General features: G+C 68.8%; 18 protein-coding genes. 12 read left to right on the top strand and 6 right to left on the bottom strand.

Translation table 11 applies throughout. From position 1 onward, the window contains the following. The first annotated feature begins 45 nt into the window (after window positions 1-45). The 8 genes from pabB (at window position 46) to ACFFGN_RS28175 (ending at window position 7,293) form a co-directional block, all read left to right on the top strand. Window positions 46-1,404, top strand: coding sequence for an aminodeoxychorismate synthase component I (gene pabB / locus ACFFGN_RS28210; protein WP_380053342.1), 1,359 nt, complete (start codon window positions 46-48; stop codon window positions 1,402-1,404). Further along, window positions 1,401-2,096: an aminotransferase class IV gene (locus ACFFGN_RS28205; protein WP_380053339.1), complete on the top strand. Its 696-nt coding sequence runs from the start codon at window positions 1,401-1,403 to the stop codon at window positions 2,094-2,096. Before pabB ends, ACFFGN_RS28205 begins: the two co-directional genes overlap by 4 nt. Before the next feature lie 103 nt (window positions 2,097-2,199). Beyond that, a complete protein-coding gene (locus ACFFGN_RS28200) occupies window positions 2,200-2,661 on the top strand; it encodes a GntR family transcriptional regulator (protein WP_380053337.1) in 462 nt (153 codons plus the stop codon). Continuing rightward, window positions 2,658-3,572 (top strand): ATP-binding cassette domain-containing protein, encoded by a 915-nt coding sequence (locus ACFFGN_RS28195; protein ID WP_380053335.1) that lies wholly within the window; start codon window positions 2,658-2,660, stop codon window positions 3,570-3,572. Before ACFFGN_RS28200 ends, ACFFGN_RS28195 begins: the two co-directional genes overlap by 4 nt. After that, window positions 3,569-4,327, top strand: coding sequence for a hypothetical protein (locus ACFFGN_RS28190; protein ID WP_380053332.1), 759 nt, complete (start codon window positions 3,569-3,571; stop codon window positions 4,325-4,327). The genes ACFFGN_RS28195 and ACFFGN_RS28190 overlap by 4 nt, the downstream gene beginning before the upstream one ends. A gap of 48 nt (window positions 4,328-4,375) precedes the next feature. After that, window positions 4,376-5,281 carry an ABC transporter ATP-binding protein gene (locus ACFFGN_RS28185; RefSeq protein WP_380053329.1) on the top strand — a complete coding sequence of 302 codons (906 nt, stop codon included), beginning with the start codon at window positions 4,376-4,378 and terminating at the stop codon, window positions 5,279-5,281. Between the two features lie 193 nt (window positions 5,282-5,474). Next, window positions 5,475-6,209, top strand: a complete 735-nt coding sequence (locus tag ACFFGN_RS28180; RefSeq protein WP_380053326.1) for an ABC transporter permease — start codon at window positions 5,475-5,477, stop codon at window positions 6,207-6,209. Between the two features lie 526 nt (window positions 6,210-6,735). Further along, the gene (locus tag ACFFGN_RS28175) at window positions 6,736-7,293 is read left to right on the top strand and encodes an NUDIX domain-containing protein (RefSeq protein ID WP_380053324.1); all 558 of its coding nucleotides are present in this window, start codon (window positions 6,736-6,738) and stop codon (window positions 7,291-7,293) included. On the opposite strand, the gene ACFFGN_RS28170 is transcribed toward ACFFGN_RS28175, so the two are convergent. From ACFFGN_RS28170 to ACFFGN_RS28155, 4 genes are all read right to left on the bottom strand, one after another. Next, window positions 7,280-9,883 carry a glucosidase family protein gene (locus tag ACFFGN_RS28170; protein ID WP_380053322.1) on the bottom strand — a complete coding sequence of 868 codons (2,604 nt, stop codon included), beginning with the start codon at window positions 9,881-9,883 and terminating at the stop codon, window positions 7,280-7,282. The two genes, ACFFGN_RS28175 and ACFFGN_RS28170, sit on opposite strands and share 14 nt — an antisense overlap. 34 nt (window positions 9,884-9,917) lie before the next feature. Continuing rightward, window positions 9,918-10,922: a LacI family DNA-binding transcriptional regulator gene (locus ACFFGN_RS28165; RefSeq protein WP_380053320.1), complete on the bottom strand. Its 1,005-nt coding sequence runs from the start codon at window positions 10,920-10,922 to the stop codon at window positions 9,918-9,920. 150 nt (window positions 10,923-11,072) lie between these two features. Further along, window positions 11,073-11,624 carry a CGNR zinc finger domain-containing protein gene (locus ACFFGN_RS28160; RefSeq protein WP_380053318.1) on the bottom strand — a complete coding sequence of 184 codons (552 nt, stop codon included), beginning with the start codon at window positions 11,622-11,624 and terminating at the stop codon, window positions 11,073-11,075. A 54-nt stretch (window positions 11,625-11,678) separates the two neighbouring features. Further along, on the bottom strand, window positions 11,679-12,419 hold the full coding sequence (locus tag ACFFGN_RS28155) for an SDR family NAD(P)-dependent oxidoreductase (protein WP_380053316.1): 741 nt from the start codon (window positions 12,417-12,419) through the stop codon (window positions 11,679-11,681). 159 nt (window positions 12,420-12,578) lie between these two features. Here ACFFGN_RS28155 and ACFFGN_RS28150 point away from each other — a divergent pair, with 159 nt between their 5' ends. From ACFFGN_RS28150 to ACFFGN_RS28135, 4 genes are all read left to right on the top strand, one after another. After that, window positions 12,579-14,021 carry an AlkA N-terminal domain-containing protein gene (locus ACFFGN_RS28150; RefSeq protein WP_380053314.1) on the top strand — a complete coding sequence of 481 codons (1,443 nt, stop codon included), beginning with the start codon at window positions 12,579-12,581 and terminating at the stop codon, window positions 14,019-14,021. Between the two features lie 16 nt (window positions 14,022-14,037). Continuing rightward, window positions 14,038-14,601, top strand: a complete 564-nt coding sequence (locus ACFFGN_RS28145; protein ID WP_380053312.1) for a GNAT family N-acetyltransferase — start codon at window positions 14,038-14,040, stop codon at window positions 14,599-14,601. Beyond that, window positions 14,586-15,074 carry a methylated-DNA--[protein]-cysteine S-methyltransferase gene (locus ACFFGN_RS28140; protein ID WP_380053310.1) on the top strand — a complete coding sequence of 163 codons (489 nt, stop codon included), beginning with the start codon at window positions 14,586-14,588 and terminating at the stop codon, window positions 15,072-15,074. The genes ACFFGN_RS28145 and ACFFGN_RS28140 overlap by 16 nt, the downstream gene beginning before the upstream one ends. Window positions 15,075-15,560: 486 nt before the next feature. After that, entirely contained in the window at window positions 15,561-16,118 is a 558-nt protein-coding gene (locus tag ACFFGN_RS28135) for a nucleotidyltransferase domain-containing protein (protein WP_380053308.1), read from the top strand. 19 nt (window positions 16,119-16,137) lie between these two features. Here ACFFGN_RS28135 and ACFFGN_RS28130 read toward each other — a convergent pair whose 3' ends face one another. After that, a complete protein-coding gene (locus ACFFGN_RS28130) occupies window positions 16,138-17,535 on the bottom strand; it encodes a cation:proton antiporter (protein ID WP_380053306.1) in 1,398 nt (465 codons plus the stop codon). 3 nt (window positions 17,536-17,538) lie between these two features. Continuing rightward, window positions 17,539-18,024 carry a cation:proton antiporter regulatory subunit gene (locus tag ACFFGN_RS28125; protein WP_380053304.1) on the bottom strand — a complete coding sequence of 162 codons (486 nt, stop codon included), beginning with the start codon at window positions 18,022-18,024 and terminating at the stop codon, window positions 17,539-17,541. Window positions 18,025-18,075: the final 51 nt, after the last annotated feature.

Raw genomic sequence — 18,075 nt, 5'->3', positions numbered from 1 at the left:
CGCACCCTTTCCGGCGGACGGGGCCGTACCGGCTACCGTTCCTCTGTGAGTACCTCGCTGCGTTGGTCCGTCGAACACCTCGATGAGGCGTACGACGGCGAAACGGTCTACCGCGAGCTTTTCGCCGCCGAGCCGACCGCGTTCTGGCTGGACGGCAGCCTGGTACCAACCGGAAGAGCCTCCGTCCTCGGTACGTCGACCGGCCCCGGCGCCGAGGTCGTCGTACGGGACGCGTCCGACGGTGACGCCTTCACCGAGTTGCAAGGCCTCCTAGCGGGCAGGCGTGGCGCCGTACCGCCTGAGCTGGCCGAGGTCTTCAGCGGTGGGTACGTCGGCTTCTTCGGGTATGAGCTCAAGGCCCTGACGGGTGGTTCCGCCGCGCACGAGGCGCCGACGCCGGATTCGCTGTGGATCTGGGCCAACCGGTTCGTCGTCATCGACCACGCGCGGGCTCAGACCTTTCTGGTGGCGGTCCACACCGAGGCGGAGTCCGCCGACGCCGAGGCCTGGTTGCGACGGGCGGAGCGCAGCGCGTCCAGCTGGTACCTGGGTGAGCGGGTTACGCCGTTCGCCGGGCTCGATCTCGAGGCGCGGCTCGAACAAGACCGCGAGACCTATCTCGCCGGGATCCGGGCCTGCCGGGAAGCGCTGGAGGCCGGCCAAACCTACGAGGTCTGCCTGACGAATCGCGTCCGCCTGCCCGCCGTGGTCGACCCGTTCGAGTTCTTCCTCGCGCAGCGCGAGGTCAATCCGGCGCCGTACGCCGCGTTCGTCCGGCATGGTGAGCTGGCGGTGGCGAGTTCGTCGCCCGAGCGGTTCCTGGCGATCGACGCCGACGGCTGGGCCGAGTGCCGCCCGATCAAGGGCACCGCGCCGCGCCTCGACGACGCCGAGAAGGACCGGATCGTCGCGGCGGAGCTGGCCGCGGACGAGAAGACCCGGGCCGAGAACCTGATGATCGTGGACCTGATCCGCAACGACCTCGGCCGGGTCAGCGTGCCGGGCTCGGTCCAGGTGCCGCAGCTGATGGCGGTCGAGACGTACGAGACCGTGCACCAGCTGGTCACGTCGGTGCGCGGCAAGCTCCGCCCGGAGGTGGACGCGATCGACGCCGTGCGGGCGTGTTTCCCGCCGGGTTCGATGACGGGCGCGCCGAAGATCCGCACGATGCAGCTCCTCGACGAACTCGAGTCGAGCGCCCGTGGGGTTTACTCGGGTGCCCTCGGCTGGTTGTCGGTCGACGGCCGGGCCGATCTCAGCGTGGTCATCCGCACCGCCGTACTCACCCCGGCCGAAACGGTGGTCGGCGCGGGTGGTGCGATCGTGCTCGACTCCGATCCGCAGGCCGAGTACGACGAGATGTTGCTGAAGGCAAGGGCCGCCGTGTTCGGCCGGGGCCGATGACCTCGCTGCTGGTCGCCGACTCGTTCCTGCTGGACGACGGCCGCGCACGTGGATTGGACCTGCACCGCGAACGCTTCCTCGCCTCCTGCGCCGACGCCGGCATCGACGCGAGCGCCTTCTGGCTCGACGCGGTGGCCCGGCTACCTCGCGGCGGCCGCTGGTTCCCACGCGTCGAACTCTCGGCCGACCGCGAGTTGTCTCTGCGCCTTCGGCCCGCGCCGCCGCTGGGTGGCCAGGTCCGGGTGTCGCGGTACGACGGCCCGGATCCGCGCGTGGCCCCGGCCGTGAAGGGGCCCGATCTCGACGTACTCGGTGAGCTGAAAGCCCTTGCGGCCAAGGAGAAACAGGCCGACGAGGTGTTGCTCACCGGTACCGGGGGAGTCGTATTCGAAGCGGCCTATTCCGCCGTGCTCTGGTGGGAAGACGAAACCCTCTGCGTGCCACCAGCGGACCTGCCGGTACTGGCCTCGGTCACGGTCCGCCTACTCCGGTCGATCGCGGCCGAACGAGGCGTACGAGTGGCCGAACGCCGTCGCACCCTGGACGACCTGGCCGGCCGCGAAGCCTGGCTGGCGAACGCCCTGCACGGCATCCGCCCGGTGGCCGCGTGGATCGACGGCCCACCCGCCGGCCCCATCCACCATGCCCCCACCTGGCAACTAGCCCTCCGCAACACCACCCACCCCATCTGACGCACGCCATAAGGCGGCGCTTGGCAGGGGCCTCGACTGGGTGCTACGGTTCATTAGTCAAGTAATGAACCTAGGAACCGAAGAACCATGAGGAGGGCCGACGGTGTTCGACGATCGCAGCCCGATCTATCTGCAGATCGCGGAGCAGATCAAGAACGACATCGTCACGGGCGCCCTCGGTGAGGACGAGCAGGTGATGTCGACCAATCAGTACGCCGCGTTCTACCGGATCAATCCCGCCACGGCGGCCAAGGGCTTCGCCCAGCTGGTGGACGAGGGCGTGCTGTACAAGAAGCGCGGCATCGGCATGTTCGTCAGCCCGAACGCCCGGGAGCTGCTGCGGTCAGGCCGGCGCGAGTCGTTCTTCGCTGAGGTGGTCGATCCGATGATCGCCGAGGCCCACGCGATCGGCGTACCGCTGGCGGACGTCATTCGCCGCATCGAGCACCACGAGACAACCCCAGCGCCCGGCAGCGCCGAGACGACGGCTTCGGGCAGCGCTGAGGCGACCGCGGCATCCGGCACGAGCAAGGTCGAGACGAGCAAGGTGGAGGGGGCGAAATGAGTGGCTTGAGTGTGCGGACCGAGGACCTGACCGTGCGGTTCGGTGAGGTCGCCGCGATCGACGGTCTCGACCTGCGGCTCGCGGCGGGCAAGATCCACGGCCTGCTGGGGCGGAACGGCTCCGGCAAGAGCACGCTGGCCGCGCTGCTGGCGGGATTCCGCCGGCAGACCTCCGGCCGGATCCACATCGAGGGGGACGCGGTCGGCGCCGGCGGCGAGCCGTACGAGAACGCCGCCATCACCAGCGCGATCTGCCTGATCCGCGAATCGGGCGACGTGGCACATACCCTGCCGGTGCGGTACGCCGTCGAGCTGGCGCGGAACCTGCGCCCGTTCTGGAACGACGAGCTGGCCGGCGAACTGCTCGACAAGTTCGAGTTGTCACCGAAGAAGAAGATCCAGGGCCTTTCCCGAGGTAAGAAGTCGGCCCTTGGCGTCGTACTCGGTCTTGCCAGCCGGGCGCCGTTGACGATCTTCGACGAGTCGTACCTGGGCATGGACGTGCCCTCGCGAAACATCTTCTACGACGCGCTGCTGGCGGACTACGCCGAAGTGCCCAGGACGATCGTGCTGTCGACGCACCTGGTCAGCGAGGTCAGCGCCCTGCTGGAGGACGTCGTGATCCTGGACGAGGGTCGTCTGGTCACGCAGGCGGCGGTCGAGACCCTACGGGCCCGCGGCGCCTCGCTGGTCGGGCCCGCGGCGAAGGTCGACGAACTGACCCGTGGTCTCACCGTGCTGTCCGAGCAGCGCCTTGGTGGAACCAAGTCGACCACCGTCTTCGGCGATCTCGACAACGACCTGCGCGACCAGGCGCGAGCCGCCGGGCTCGAGCTGGGCCCGGTCGGACTGCAGGACCTGTTCGTCCATCTCACTCAGAACGGCAACGCCGCCAAGGAGGCCCACCGATGACCGCCACGGCCACCGTCGCGCGACCGCCGCGGACCACCACGACCACTGCCGCCCGGCGCATCGTTCGGTTCATCGCCTACGCACTGCGGGCCATGCTTGCCGGTTACTGGCTGCTCATGGTGCTGGGATTCGCCCTGGTCGGTGTCGGCATGCACCTGGTCAACGGCACGATCCACGAGAGTGTCTGGGACTACGCCTCCCAGTCGCCCAAGTACTTCAGCTCCGCCATCGGCATGGTGCTGATGCCGAGCTTCTTCGCGCTGATGGTCGCGCACGGTGTCACCCGCCGTTCGTTCGCCCTGGCCGGTTCGATCCTGCTGGTGCTCACGGCCACGGCGACCACGGTGCTGTGGGTCGTCGTCTATCAGCTCGAGCACGTGATCTTCGCCTGGCGGGACTGGCCGCAGGAGCTGATGAACGCGCACCTGTTCACGAAGACCTCGCAGGCCGGGCTGATCTTCCTCGAGTTCTTCCTGCTGATCCTGACCCACCAGGTGGCGGGCTGGCTGATCGGCACCGGGTTCTTCCGCTGGGGGTTCTGGACCGGCCTCGCGCTGATTCCGCTTGGGCTGGTGCCGGTCGTGGCCGCCGAGTTGCTGCTGGTCGCCGGATGGGCCGGGCGCGTGCTGCTCGACGCAGGCTGGGACCGGCCTTCCCTGCTCGTCTCCGTCCCGGCGGTACTGCTGGTGAGCGCGGCCGGGCTCTACCTGAACTACCGGCTGATGCGGCCGATCGGGCTCAAGCAGATCAAGTAGTAGCCCTCAGCAACTTTCATTCTCCCGAGCAGAAAGGGCGGCTCCGCCATGCCCGAAAACCTTGTAATCGTAGAGAATCTGCACAAGTCGTACGGCTCGGTCGTGGCCGTGGACGACGTCTCCCTGACCGTACGGCGCGGCGAGATCTTCGGCATCCTCGGCCCGAACGGCGCGGGTAAGACCACCACGGTCGAGGCCATCGCCGGTCTGCGCGCCCCGGATCGCGGTACCGTCCGGGTGGCCGGGCTGGACCCGCAGGCCGACCGTGCGAAGACCACCGCGGTGGTCGGCGTACAGCTCCAGGCCGCCGAACTACCCGAGCGCCTGCGCGTCGACGAGGCCCTCGAGCTGTACGCGTCGTTCTACCCGTCCCCGGCGAACCCCGCTGAGCTGATGGAGAAGCTCGGGCTGACCAAGGTCCGCAAGAGTGCCTTCGGCAACCTTTCCGGGGGCCAGAAGCAACGACTGTCGATCGCCCTCGCGCTGATCGGCAATCCCCAGCTGGCGATTCTCGACGAGCTGACAACCGGGTTGGACCCGCAGGCCCGTCGCGACACCTGGGAGCTGATCCGCCAGGTACGGGACTCCGGCGTCACGATCATCCTGGTCACGCACTTCATGGCGGAAGCCGAATACCTCTGTGACCGTATCGCCGTCATCGACGCCGGCCGCGTGATCGCCCTCGACACCCCGACGGGCCTGATCGGCGCGGCAAGCTCCGGCCAGCGCATCAGCTTCCGCCTCACCACCGAACTCGACGACACCCTGCTGACCGCCCTGCCCGAGGTCACCACCGTCAGCCGCGACGGCGCCCGCATCGTTGTCGAGGGCAACGAAAACCTGCTGGTCCCGCTGATCACCACCCTGGCGGCCCACCACCACAACCCGCTCGACCTGCACACCGAACACGCCACCCTCGACGACGCCTTCCTAACCCTCGCCCCCACCCCCTAACCCGCCCTCCCCGGCGTGTCATCGGACGCTTGTGACGCGGCGTGTCGCCGTTCATCGGACCCTTCTGACCATCCCCCGGCGTGTCATCGGACGCTTGTGACCCGGCGTTTCGGCGTTCATTGGACGCTTGTGACCCGGCGTGTCGTGGTTGATCGGTCCCTTCTGCCCAAAACTTCCCGATCGGAGTACGACCATGAGCCAAACGCTCGCCCTGACCCGTACCGAATCCAAGTTGTTCCTGCGTGAGTGGACCAGCGTCTTCTTCGTCTTCGCGCTGCCGCTCGGCCTGCTGGCGATCTTCTCGGTGGTCAGCACCGGCGACGGATCGGACGCGGAGCAGAACATACCCGCGAGCTTCCTGCCCACGATGGCGATCGGTATCGGGTTGTCGATGCTCGGCCTGGCAACGCTGCCGACGGTGCTCGCGACGTACCGCGAAAAGGGCATTCTCCGCCGTCTCTCGACCACGCCCGTCCGGCCGGTGAAGGTGCTGACCGCCCAGCTCATCGTGCAAGCCGCGGCCGCCGCGATGGTCGTCGTACTCATCGTCGCGGTTGGCTCGCTGGCCTTCGGCGCGGCCCTGCCCGAGTCGGCGCTCAAGTTCGTCGTCGCGGTGGTGCTGAGCTGCGTCGGCCTCTTCGCGCTCGGTCTGCTCGTCGCGGCGCTGACGCCGACGGCCAAGGGCGCCACCGTGATCGGCAACATCCTGTTCTTCCCGAGCATGTTCTTCGCAGGGGTCTGGACGCCCGGCGACCTCATGCCGGAATCCGTCCGCTGGCTGCGCGACGTCACCCCGATGGGCGCGGGCATGAGTGCGATGCAGGACGCCTGGGCCGGCGCGTGGCCGGACGCCAGTCACATCCTTGCCCTGGTCGTCACGTCCGTCATCTGTCTGGCGGTTGCCGCCCGCTATTTCCGCTGGGAGTAACGAGACCAGTCAGTTCCCAACGGGCGCGACGATCTACGCGGCATGGTCACAAGCGTCCGATGAACGGCGACACGCCTGGTCACAAGCGTCCGATGACACGCCGGGGGATGATCGCAAGGGTCCGATGAGCGGGGACACGCCTGGTCAGAAGGGTCCGATGAGCGGGGACACGCGGGGGAGCGGGCGGCCCAGTTATGCACAGGGGGTGTGTATAACTGCGGGTGGGGTGTGGATGACTGGGGGAGGTGTCCGGATGCCGGATCTCCTTGTGTGTAAGGGGTTGTGCCGGGCCGGATCGGGGAGGTACAACTTTCACACGTCGTTGCTTTCGGGCGACGGGATCGGGCGGAAACCGAAGATCTCACCGACGGGCCACACCCGCCGGAGCAGACCGGTGACGAGGGCTGTGGGTCCGACGGGCCGTCCGTGAGGCTGGGGACGTCACTTTCCTCTGGCTGTCGATAGGCCCCTCCGACTCATACGCGGAGGGGCCTGTCTTTTCTCGCGGACACTAGGCTCCGTTGACGTGACTGAGACCGAGAACCCGCCGCTGCGTCGTACCGCCTCCCAGGTCGTCTACGAGAACCGCTGGATGCGGGTCACCGAGGACGCGACCGTGCGCGACAACGGTACGACCGGCATCTTCGGCGTGGTCCACAAACCAGACTTCGCGCTGGTCGTTCCGTACGACGGCACCCGGGTACATCTCGTCGAGCAGTACCGCTATCCCGTCGACGGGCGGTTCTGGGAGTTCCCGCAGGGCTCGTGGGAGACCAAGCCCGACGCGGATCCGATGGACGTCGCACGCGGTGAACTCGCGGAGGAGACGGGCCTCCGCGCTGGTTCGATGACGTTGCTCGGACATCTTTACGAGGCCTACGGGTTCAGTGATCAGGGCTTCAACGTCGTACTCGCGTCGGACCTGACGCAGGGGGAGCGGGCGTTGGAGGAGAGCGAGAGCGATCTGCGCAACGGCGAGTTCACCCTCGAGGAGATGTGGGGCCTGATCGCGTCCGGCCAGTGCAAGGACGCACCGTCGATCGCCGCCCTCGCCCTCCTCCAGCGACACCTCAGCGAAGCGTGACCTGCAACCGTGAATGCGCCGTGCGCGCAACGACGTGCAGTTCCGTTCCCCGGGCCGTCGGCGCCAGCCGGTACGGCGCCTCCCGGCCGTTCAACCGTACCGAGGCCGCCTTCGCGCCCGCGGGTAGTACCGCCCCGATCGTGAGCACGGCCCGTACGTCGTCCACCAGTACGTCGGTGTGCAAGGTCTTTCCGGTCCGCCGGGCCGATACGTCGATGCTCCCGCGCCCCAATCGGATGTTGCTGGCGGCAACCTCCCTCTGGCCTGGCGGCAGTTGCGGTACGACGGCCAGCTGGTGGCGTCCGAGCGACGGTGATACCCCGAGGTGCTGGTGCACCACCGGCCACAACACGCCGTACGTGCCCCAGGCCTGGAGGTTCATGGAGCGGTCGTAGAACGGGCGATCGATGTTCGCGATGAAGTCCGGCGACGGGGCGATCTCCGGCATCGCGCCCGGGGTTTCCCAGACCCGTGGATCGAGCTGGATCCGCGCGTTGCCGGTGGTGTACCGCCGCTGCGGGCCCAACCGGCCGAAGTTGCCCTCGGCCACGGCCATGATCGAGGTGTTGAGCGAGAAGATGCTGCGCTCGCTCTTCACGGCCGAGACCACCGGATCACACGACGGCCCGGCGTTGCCCGCAGGATCACTCGTCGGGCCGCTGCCAGTGTGGAACAGGCCGAATTCGCCTGTGTAACAAGGAGTTTCGCGTTGCTCGAGCGCGATCAACCCGTGCTCCGCGGAGGCCAACGGCCCGAGCGGCCGGCCCGGACGGGTGAGTTCGACCTCCATCGGGGTGACGCCGGTCCAGTGGCGCTGGAAGATCGGCACGTTGTCGTTCGCCGGATTGGCAGGGTCGTCGATCGAGTCGGCGTAGCCCTTGGCCGCGGCAATCCACCACTGCGACTCGAACCGCCGTTCGACCTCTTCGGCCTTGGCCGTCGCCCAGCGCTCGACCGCTTTGTCGCGCCGGGAGGACGCCAGATCGGCCAGATCCCGGAGACCACGCGCGAGGTAGACCGTGCTGTCGAGCTTCTCCGCGCCCATGCCGCTGCGCTCGACGTTCGCGAGCCCCTCGGGCCAACCGTCCTTGTCGTCGTCGAGTTCACGGTAGACGTAGCGCAGGTTCCGGACGCTGAAGTCGTACATCTCGTCGCGGAACCGGTCGTCCCCGGTCCACCGCCACAGCAGCGCCACGACGCTCGGGAACTTGACCGTCTCGTCGGTATTGCCCGCGCTCTGGTTGGAACCGAAGTACACGTCGCCGGTCGGCATCACTTCGTGCACGACCTTGCCGCTGCGCCGGTTCACCTGGTCGCTGATGTCCCGCAGGGCGCGTAGGTGGTCCCGCACCGTGGCGAACTGGCCCGCGGCAACGGCGGCGTACGCCGTGTACTCGCCATCGGTCGCGAACAACCAGGGGTAGTCCGGGAAGCCCGCGCCGTACCAACGGGCCTTGGGCAACGACCCGGACGGCGCGGGATAGTCCTTGCCCTCGTTGACGTCGCGCAAGCGGAGACCGCGCGCCTCTTGCACCGAATCGGCGAGGTTCTGCTTGCTCCAGGCAACGCTGCGCTGCAGCAACGGATCACCCGGCAGGTCTACGACGGTTCGGCCGGCGATCTCCGCGCGCGATCGGATCTTTGCCTTCAGCAACTTCGCCGGATCGCGCAGGGCGGATCGATGTTCCTTCGTGGCGGCGGACAAGCCCTGGTCCGAGCCGGAAACCGCGAACCACACGGTCTTCGGCCTACCCGGCGCAACCTGCACGCGGTAGTTCAGCCGACCGCCCGTGCCCTTGCCGAAGACCGAGTCGTCACACCGCGGTGGCGCCGTACCCTCGGCCGGGCAGATCACGGCCGGGTCCTGCGGGCCGCGATGGTCGGCGCCGAGCGCGTGCGAAACCGGCCGCAGGTTCGAGCCGGTCACCGCCGCGTAGTCGTGCGGGGCCATCCCCGGCGGTGTGCCGCGATCGCGGAAGACCAGTGCGCCGTCGGCGTACGACCCGGTGTCGGGCAGGTTCGCGGTGGCGGCGCTGGGTTTCGTCCAGCCCCAGGGGTACGCCGGAAGCAGTTCGGAGTGGGCGTCCATCCCAAGGTCCACGGTGCGGGCGGAACCGGTGGCCGTGACGGTGAGCCCGACCAGTACGGACCGCAGGCCATCCGGTACGAAGTCCGTCCGGGTGATACCGACGCCGTCGACCGGGGCGTACGAGATCCGCTGATATCCCTGGCCGGTCGTATACCGGGTGGCGGCGATCTGTTCGCCGAGCCAGTTGTCGCCGACGGCGAACCAGAGGCCGTCGAGCATCTTCATCGGGGGAGTCCAGAAGCCGCCCATCTCGCCGCGGATGTGCCAGCCGGTCGCGGGATAGCGGCCGGTCTCGTCGCCCATCGCGTAGGCCCGGTCGCCGACCACGAGCGATCGCCGATCCGCCAGGCGCGAGGTCTCGCTCAGTTCCGGCCAGGCTGTGACACCTCCACCCCGGTCAGGGTCCGCGGCAGGTGCGGCCCGGGTCGCGGTGGCGGGCAGGGCCAGGGCCGCGGCCAGCAGAGCGGCGATGACGGATCGTCTGACGGAGCGGGAAGGCATGGCGGTTCCTCCTGCGTCGGATCAACCGGATCTATCAACCAGGGCTGGAACTGCCCCGGATCACGAGTTCGGGCAGCAGCAGGCGAGTGGTCGCCCGCGTGGGGGGATCGCTGAGCAGCTTGACCAGGCTCGCCGCGATCTCGTCGATCGGCTGGCGGAGGCTGGTCAGGCCCGGCTCGACCACCGACGCGAGCGGCGAGTCGTCGAACCCGGTCAGGCCCACATCCACGCCTGGTCGCAGCCCTCGGTGGTTGATCTCCCGCAGCGCGCCCAAGGCCAGTACGTCGCTGAGGGCCACGATGCCGTCGACCGGCCGTTCCGCGTCGAGTAGTCGCGCGGCGGCGCGGGAGCCTTCCTCGATGGTGTCAGCGCGGCACGCCACCGAAAGGCCCGCGAGCGGCAGCCCGGCCTCCCTGCAGGCAGTACGCCAGCCGGACAGCCGGTCCTGCGCCAAGCCGGAAGTCCTCGGCCAGCCGATGAAGCCGATCCGGGTCCGGCCGGCTTCGACGAGATGCCGGACCGCCATCGCGCAGCCGGCGGCGCCGTCCACGTCCACCCACGAGCCGGGCTGGGAGTTCTCGCCCCAAACCCGGCCGAACGAGACGAACGGGATCTTCCGCTTCGCGAGCCAGGGGTGCCGGGGGTCCTTCGTTTCGGTCTGCGACAGCACAAACCCGTCTACAAGCCGCCGCGCGTGCAGGTCGTCGTACACCTTCATGCCGTCGATACCGGCCGGTGCGGTGAAGAGCAGGATGTGCCGCCCGCTGGACTCTGCGGCGGCGCAGAGCGCGTGCAGGAACTGGTCCATCACCAGGTGCGCCTGGCCCTTCGGCCAGCTCGGTACGCAGTACCCGACGAGCTCGACGGCGCTGGTCCGGAGGCTGCGGGCGTTACGATTGGGCCGGTAGTTGAGCAGTTCGATCGAACGTGTGACCCGCTGCAGCGTGTCGGCCCGGAGCCGATGTGGCGCGTTCAACGCGTTCGACACGGTCTGCACCGAGACCTCCGCGTGCGCCGCGACCTGTTTCAGCGTGGCCATCGGCACTCCTTCGGCGGGGCTCGGCTTTGAACGTTAAAACCGAAGTCTTGATCGCACCGCCTGAGCTGTCAACCTTTCCGCCGATTTGCATCGGTGTAAGAGTCCCTTGGGCCTGGTCAAGGCGTTCCAAAGGCGTTTGCGAGGCCGGCGTCAGGTTGTGTTGCGGCGGCTGAAGGCGCGGACCTTGGCCCGGTTGCCGCAGACCGCCATCGTGCACCAGCGCCGGTTGGCCCGCGCCGAGCTGTCCCAGAACACCCAGCCACACTCATCACCCGGGCACTGGCGCAACCGCCGCCATTCACCCGCCGCCACCGCGGTGGCGTAGCCCGCCACGATCCCCGCGAGCGCCGCCCGCACCGCCGAAAGCCCCACCGGCGCCAGCACCACATCGCCAGGGACCGCCTGGAGGGGGAGTCGGGCGAAACATCGACGGGCCAACTCCTCGATGCCGGCCTCCGCGGGCTCGCCGTGATTGGCTCGCGCGAGCCCGCGAAGTGCCGTGCGAAGGTGCAACGCGAGGCGAAGATCGTCCTCGGTGGCGTGCTCGCCGGGCGGCAGCGCACAGTCGGCCCGCAGCCAGTCGGTCAGCTCGCCCGCGTTCTGGATCTCGTCCGACCAGTCGGCCGGGTCAAGATCCAGGCTGTTCACAAAACGATGCACAACCGCCAGGTACGCGGGCCGCTCGTGCGGAGTCGACGCCATCCCACCAGCCTAGCGGCGTGGCCCGACCCGCGAGGGCCCGCGGCAGGTGGTGGTTCAGGCGGAGTGGCCGCCATCGATGGTGAGTTCGGAGCCGGTCAGGTACGACGCGTCCGGGCCCGCCAGGAACACGACCGCCGCCGCGACCTCGGCCGGCGAGCCGAACCGGTCGATCGCGAGCGCCGCCCGCTGTGCCTGCGCGTACGGGCCGTCGGCCGGGTTCATCGCGGTATCGGTCGGGCCCGGATTCACCACGTTCGAGGTGATGCCGCGCTCGGCCAGGTCCCGCGCGAGGCCCTTGTTCAGCCCGATCAGCGCGGTTTTGCTCATCGCGTAGAGCGTCATCCCCGGCCCGGTGGCCCGGTTGCTGATGCAGCTGCCGATGTGCACGATCCGCCCGCCGTCGCGCAGCCGGGAGGCCGCCGCCTGCGATGCGACGTACGCCGCACGCACGTTGATCGCCAGCACCCGGTCGACCTCCGCGAGCGGAACGTCGGTGAGCGGGCCCGTCGTACCGACACCCGCGTTGTTCACGAGAATGTCGAGGCCGCCGAGTTCCTCCTCGGCCCGGGCGACCGCGGCCGCGAGGGCCTCCGCGTCGGCGGCGTCGGCCTGGATGGCCAGCCCGCGTCCGCCGTACGCCTCGACCTTGGAAGTGATCGCGGCCGCCTCGTCCGCCGCTTGAAGGTACGTGACGGCGACATCGGCACCACGCTCGGCCAGGGCCACTGCGACGGCCGCGCCGATGCCGCGGCTGCCACCGGTTACCAGCGCGGTCTTACCGTTCAGGTCGGACATCTTCGCCTTTCTTGTTGGTCGGTTTGTGCTTCCAGCAAACGCGTTCGGGCCGGTGTGCGCTGGCGGAAATACGACGGGCAACTTGATGTCGTTTTTTCGCTAGTGCGGGCGCGGGGGACAGGGGATGCTGGTCCTATGCATGAATGCGTCGAGAGGTGTGTGCGGGCAGTCCAGTCCAAGGACGCGCGGTTCGACGGCTGGTTCTTCACGGCCGTGCTGACCACGCGGATCTACTGCCGTCCGAGCTGCCCGGTGGTACCGCCGAAGGTGGAGAACATGCGGTTCTACCCGAGCGCGGCGGCCGCCCAGCAGGCCGGTTTCCGGGCCTGCAAGCGTTGCCGGCCCGACGCGAGCCCGGGATCGCCCGAGTGGAACGATCGCGCGGACCTGGTCGCCCGGGCGATGCGCCTGATCGCGGACGGCGTGGTCGACACCGACGGCGTACCGGGCCTGGCCACTCAGCTCGGGTACAGCGTGCGCCAGGTCCAGCGCCAGCTCGTCGCGGAGCTGGGGGCCGGTCCGCTCGCGATCGCGCGGGCGCAACGCGCGCAGACGGCCCGGCTGCTGATCGAGACCACTTCGATGCCGATGGCCGATATCGCGTTCGCGGCGGGTTTCACCAGTGTGCGGGCGTTCAACGACACCGTGCGCGAGGTGTTCGCCTTGTCGCCGAGCGAGTTGCGGGCGCGGAGCAAGGGGCAGGCGGCCGCCGTCACCGGGATGATCTCGCTGCGGCTGCCGTTCCGCCAGCCGCTCAATCCGGACAACCTCTTCGGCCATCTGGTCGCGACCGGCGTCCCGGGCGTGGAGGAATGGCGCGACGGCTGGTACCGCCGGACCCTGCGCCTGCCGCACGGTCATGGCGTGGTCGCGTTGCGGCCGATGCCGGACCACATCGCGTGCCAGCTCTCCCTCAGCGACCAGCGGGACCTGGCCATCGCGATCAGCCGCTGCCGCCGAATGCTCGATCTGGACGCGGATCCGGTCGCGGTGGACGATCTGCTCCGGGCCGACCCGGTGCTCCGCCCGCTGGTCGACAAGGCGCCGGGCCGGCGTGTGCCGCATACGGTCGACGGCGCGGAGTTCGCCGTACGGGCCGTGCTCGGTCAGCAGGTTTCGACCGCCGCGGCGCGGACCCACGCCGGACGGCTGGTGCTCGCGCACGGTGAACCGATCACGGACCCGGCGGGTGGACTCACGCATCTGTTCCCGACGATGCAGGCTCTCGCGGCTACGGATCCGGAGACGCTCGCGTTCCCGAAGGCCCGCCGTACGACGTTCATGACGCTGGTGGAAACCCTCGCGGCGGGCGAGATCGACCTGGGCGCGGGCGCCGACTGGAACCGGGCGCGCGATCAGCTCGCGGCCCTGCCTGGCATCGGGCCGTGGACGGTCGAGTCGATCGCGATGCGCGCGCTGGGCGATCCGGACGCGTTTGTGGCGTCGGATCTCGGCATCAAGTACGCCGCTCGCGACCTGGGATTGCCCGAGGCCCCTAAAGCGCTGGCCGAACACGCTCGGGCCTGGCGACCCTGGCGCGCGTACGCCGTTCAGTATCTGTGGGCCACCGGCGATCACGCCATCAACCGGTTGCCCGCCTAGTGTCTAGTGGAGTGAGATGACCGAGCTTCGAACGGATCGCCTGCTGCTACGCCAGTGGACCGCGGCCGACCGTGAGCCTTTCGCCGCCATGAACAACGACCCGGCCGTGATGCGGTACTTCCCGAAACGCATGACCCGCGAGGAGAGCGACGCGCTGGCCGATCGATGCGCCGAGAGGATCGTTGCCAGCGGCTACGGTCTGTGGGCGGTGGAAGTGGTCGAGACCGGGCAGTTCATCGGTTTCACCGGGCTGGCGCCGATCGGCTTCGAGGTGCACTTCGCCCCGGCCGTCGAGATCGGCTGGCGCCTGGCGGAATTTGCCTGGGGCAAGGGGTACGCCACCGAGGCCGCGCGCGCCGCCTTGGCACACGCCTTCGGACCGGCCGGACTGACCGAGATCGTCTCGATGACGGCCGTGCAGAACGAGCCGTCCCGCCGCGTGATGGAACGCCTCGGCATGACCCACGATCCGGCCGACGACTTCGATCACCCGCGGATCGAGAAAGGTCATCCGCTCGAACGGCACGTGCTGTACCGCCTCGATCGAACCACTTGGGAGCAGTCATGCCGCACACCGTGATCGACAGCCCGATCGGCGCGCTGACCGTGGTCGCGACCGACGACAACCGGTTGCGCGGCCTCTACATGGAACAACAGCGCCACCTTCCGCAGCTCGAGACCTTCGGCGATCGGGTGGACGGCCTGCTGCCCGAGGTCGAGGCCCAGCTGGAGGAGTACTTCGCCGGCGGCCGCACCACCTTCGACGTACCACTCGCCCTCTTCGGTACGCCGTTCCAGCTGGAGGTGTGGAACGCCCTGCTGGAGATCCCCTTCGGCGAAACCTGGACGTACGGCGGCCTCGCAGCCCACCTCGGCAAACCACCCGGCGCCTCCCGCGCGGTAGGCCTGGCCAACGGCAAGAACCCGATCAGCATCATCGTGCCCTGCCACCGAGTGGTCGGTTCCACCGGCGACCTCACCGGCTACGGCGGCGGCCTAGACCGCAAACGCACCCTCCTAGCCCACGAATCCACCACCCCCGCCCTCTTCTAACAGTCCGCCTTTGCGTTCATTCGTCGGAATCTGCCCTCCAGCGTCGGCTACCTGTGCAGGACTGCGATGTCTCAGGACATTGGTGACAACCCCGGCGTGGCTGGTCGATGCGAGGGGGCGACGGTCCCTGCTTCGCTTAGTCGCAGGGTCGACGTGTGAAGTCGGGGGTAGACGTGTCAGATCTGACGGGTCCACCCCCGATTCCGATGGTCGACCCTCGGAATAAGGGGCGCGAGGCGAGCGGTCCCAGGTGACCCGGGACTCCACTGCCGAGTTCTTGTGCGGCTACCTGGCTGCAACCGGGTAGCCCCACACGAACTCGGTAGCGGGCACACCACAACCCGGTGGCCGCGCTACAACCCGGTAGCCGCGCCCAAAGCCGATCGGTCGCCCGGGCCGCGCCGCACCAAGACCCGCTCGAGCGATTCGGACCGATGAACGCCAAAAGCGGAGGACTCGCCGAGCCCGAGGGTCAAGAATGGCCGTATGGAGGCTTTGGAGGTTGCGGCGCGGTTGGTGGGGGAGCGGTTTCCGGGGGCTCTGGCGGCGTGGCTTGGTGGGAGCGTTGCGCGGGGAACCGCCACTCGTACGTCGGACCTGGAAATCACTGTGCTGTTGGCGGGACCGCCTGCGCCGTACCGGGAATCGCTGGAGTACGGCGGTTGGCCGGTCGAGCTGTTCGTACATACCGAGGCCTCGCTTGCGCTCGACGATCTGTTAGGTGCCTCCGGCAACGATGAGTGCGCCGCCATCGCGGCCACGCGCTGGGCTGATGCCGCCGAGCTGCTGCTGCTCGGGGATGGCTGGTGGATCGGGATCGGCAAAGGCGTGCTTCGGGAACTGCAGGCGTACGACGGCGCGCACGGTACGACGTACGGGCGGTCGCTGGTGGCGGGGCTGCGGAGTGCGGCCAACGGCGATATCGGGCCTTTGGTGATGGCGGTTGAGGGCGTGCTCGACGCGCGGGGTGGTCGCTTGTTCGGCGGGTTCCACCTCGCGGCCGAGCTCGACGTTGGCGTTCATTCGTCGGAATCCGCCCTCTAACGTCGCCTGGCTGTGCGGCTCAGTGGCCGACGGAGGGCGGATTCCGCCGAACGAACGCACTGCTGGAGGCGGCCGGCTCGGCGGCTTCCTCAGTGGGCACGTCCATCGGAGGCACCTCAACAGCATCGCTGCGGTCGACGCTCGCCGGGCGTACGCCGCCGTCGAGGCCACTGCTGAGGCCACTGTCGGGCCCACTCCCGGGCGCCGAAACGGGACCGCCGGTGCCGCCGGTGGGGCGGGTGCGGGCTTGGGTGTAGCGGGTGGTGATGGCGGTGGTGATTCGGGTGGCGAGGGGCTCGGTGTAGCGGGCGGCGATGGGGCCGAGGACGACCAGGATGAGGACGTACGCCGTGGCCAGGGGGCCTAGGCGTGGTTCGACTCCGACGGCCAGGCCGGCGATGACGATCGAGAACTCGCCGCGGGCCACGAGGGTGCCGCCGGTGCGCCAACGGCCGGCTGGGCGGATCCCCGCGCGCTTCGCGGCGTACCGGCCGGTGAGGATCTTCGTACCGGTGGTGACAAACGCGAGTAGCAGGGCGATGCCGAGCACGGGCGGGATGTCGGCCGGATCGGTGCTCAGGCCGAAGAACACGAAAAAGACCGCGGCAAAGAGATCACGCAGCGGGCTGAGCAGATTCCGCGCGCCTTTGGCGACTTCACCCGACAGGGCGATACCCACAAGGAATGCGCCCACCGCCGCCGAGACCTGCAGCTGCTGAGCGACACCGGCCACCAACAGGGTCAGTCCGAGCACAACCAGCAGCAGCATTTCCGGGTTGTCCGACGAAACGGCCCGGCTGATCACCCGGCCGTACCGCAGGGCCAGGAACAGCACCACGCTGACCGTGCCAAGGGAGATCAGCAGGGTCAGACTGCCGCCGGCCAGGCCCACGCCCGCCAGCAGCGCGGTCAGGATCGGCAGGTACACCGCCATCGCCAGGTCCTCGAGCACGAGGATGCCGAGAATGATCGGGGTCTCGCGATTGCCCAGCCGGCCGAGATCGCCCAGCACCTTCGCGATCACACCGGACGACGAGATCCAGGTGACCCCGCCGAGCGCCACGGCCGCGACCGGGCCCCAACCGAGCAGCAGCGCGACCGCCGCACCGGGAAGTGCGTTCAGCACGAAGTCGACGATCCCGGCGACGTACTGCGTTTTGAGCGTGCCGACGAGATCGGATGCCGTGTACTCCAGGCCGAGCAGGAGCAGTAGCAGGATGACGCCGATTTCGGCGCCGGTGGCAACGAATTCCTCACTCGCGGCGAGCGGCAACAATCCACCGTGCCCGAAGGCGAGTCCGGCCAGCAGATAAAGCGGGATGGGGGAGAAGCCGATGCGGCCGGCGATCCGGCCGAGGATGCCGAGAGCCAGCAGCACCGCGCCGAGCTCGATCAGCAACATGGTGATGTCGTGCACTGGTTATCCTCCGGCGATCAGGTCGGCCACGGCATCGACGCCCTCACGAGTGCCCACGACCACGAGGATGTCGCCGGTCGCGAAGCGGAAATCGGGGGTCGGGGACGGTACGGCGTCCGTCCGGCGCAGCACGGCCACGATCGAGGCACCGGTCCGGGACCGGGCCTGGGTGTCGCCGAGGGTGCGACCGCTGTACGGCGACCGGGCCGACACGGGCAGTTGCTCGGTCACCAGGTCGATCTCGATGTCGTCGTGCAGGGGCAGCACCGGCGCGGGCGTGAGCAGATGCGCGAGCGCGGCGGCCTCGGCCTGGTCCAGCGGCACGCTGTTGCGGCAATTGTCGTCGTCATCGGGATCGTGGAAACCGAGGAATCGCCGCCCGTCGGTGTGGGCCACGATCGAGATGTGCTTGCCGCCCTCGGTCACCAGGTCGTACCGGGTGCCGATCCCCGGCAAGGTGGTCCGGGTCGGGTGCGCCTTCGGTTCCATGCCGAGTCTCTCCCTCGGTTTGTCGGGACATTCAAATCAATCATCTCGCGG

Source organism: Kribbella deserti (assembly GCF_042434725.1).
Taxonomy (GTDB): Bacteria; Actinomycetota; Actinomycetes; order Propionibacteriales; family Kribbellaceae; genus Kribbella; species Kribbella deserti.
This window is presented reverse-complemented; position numbering and strand designations above follow the sequence as displayed.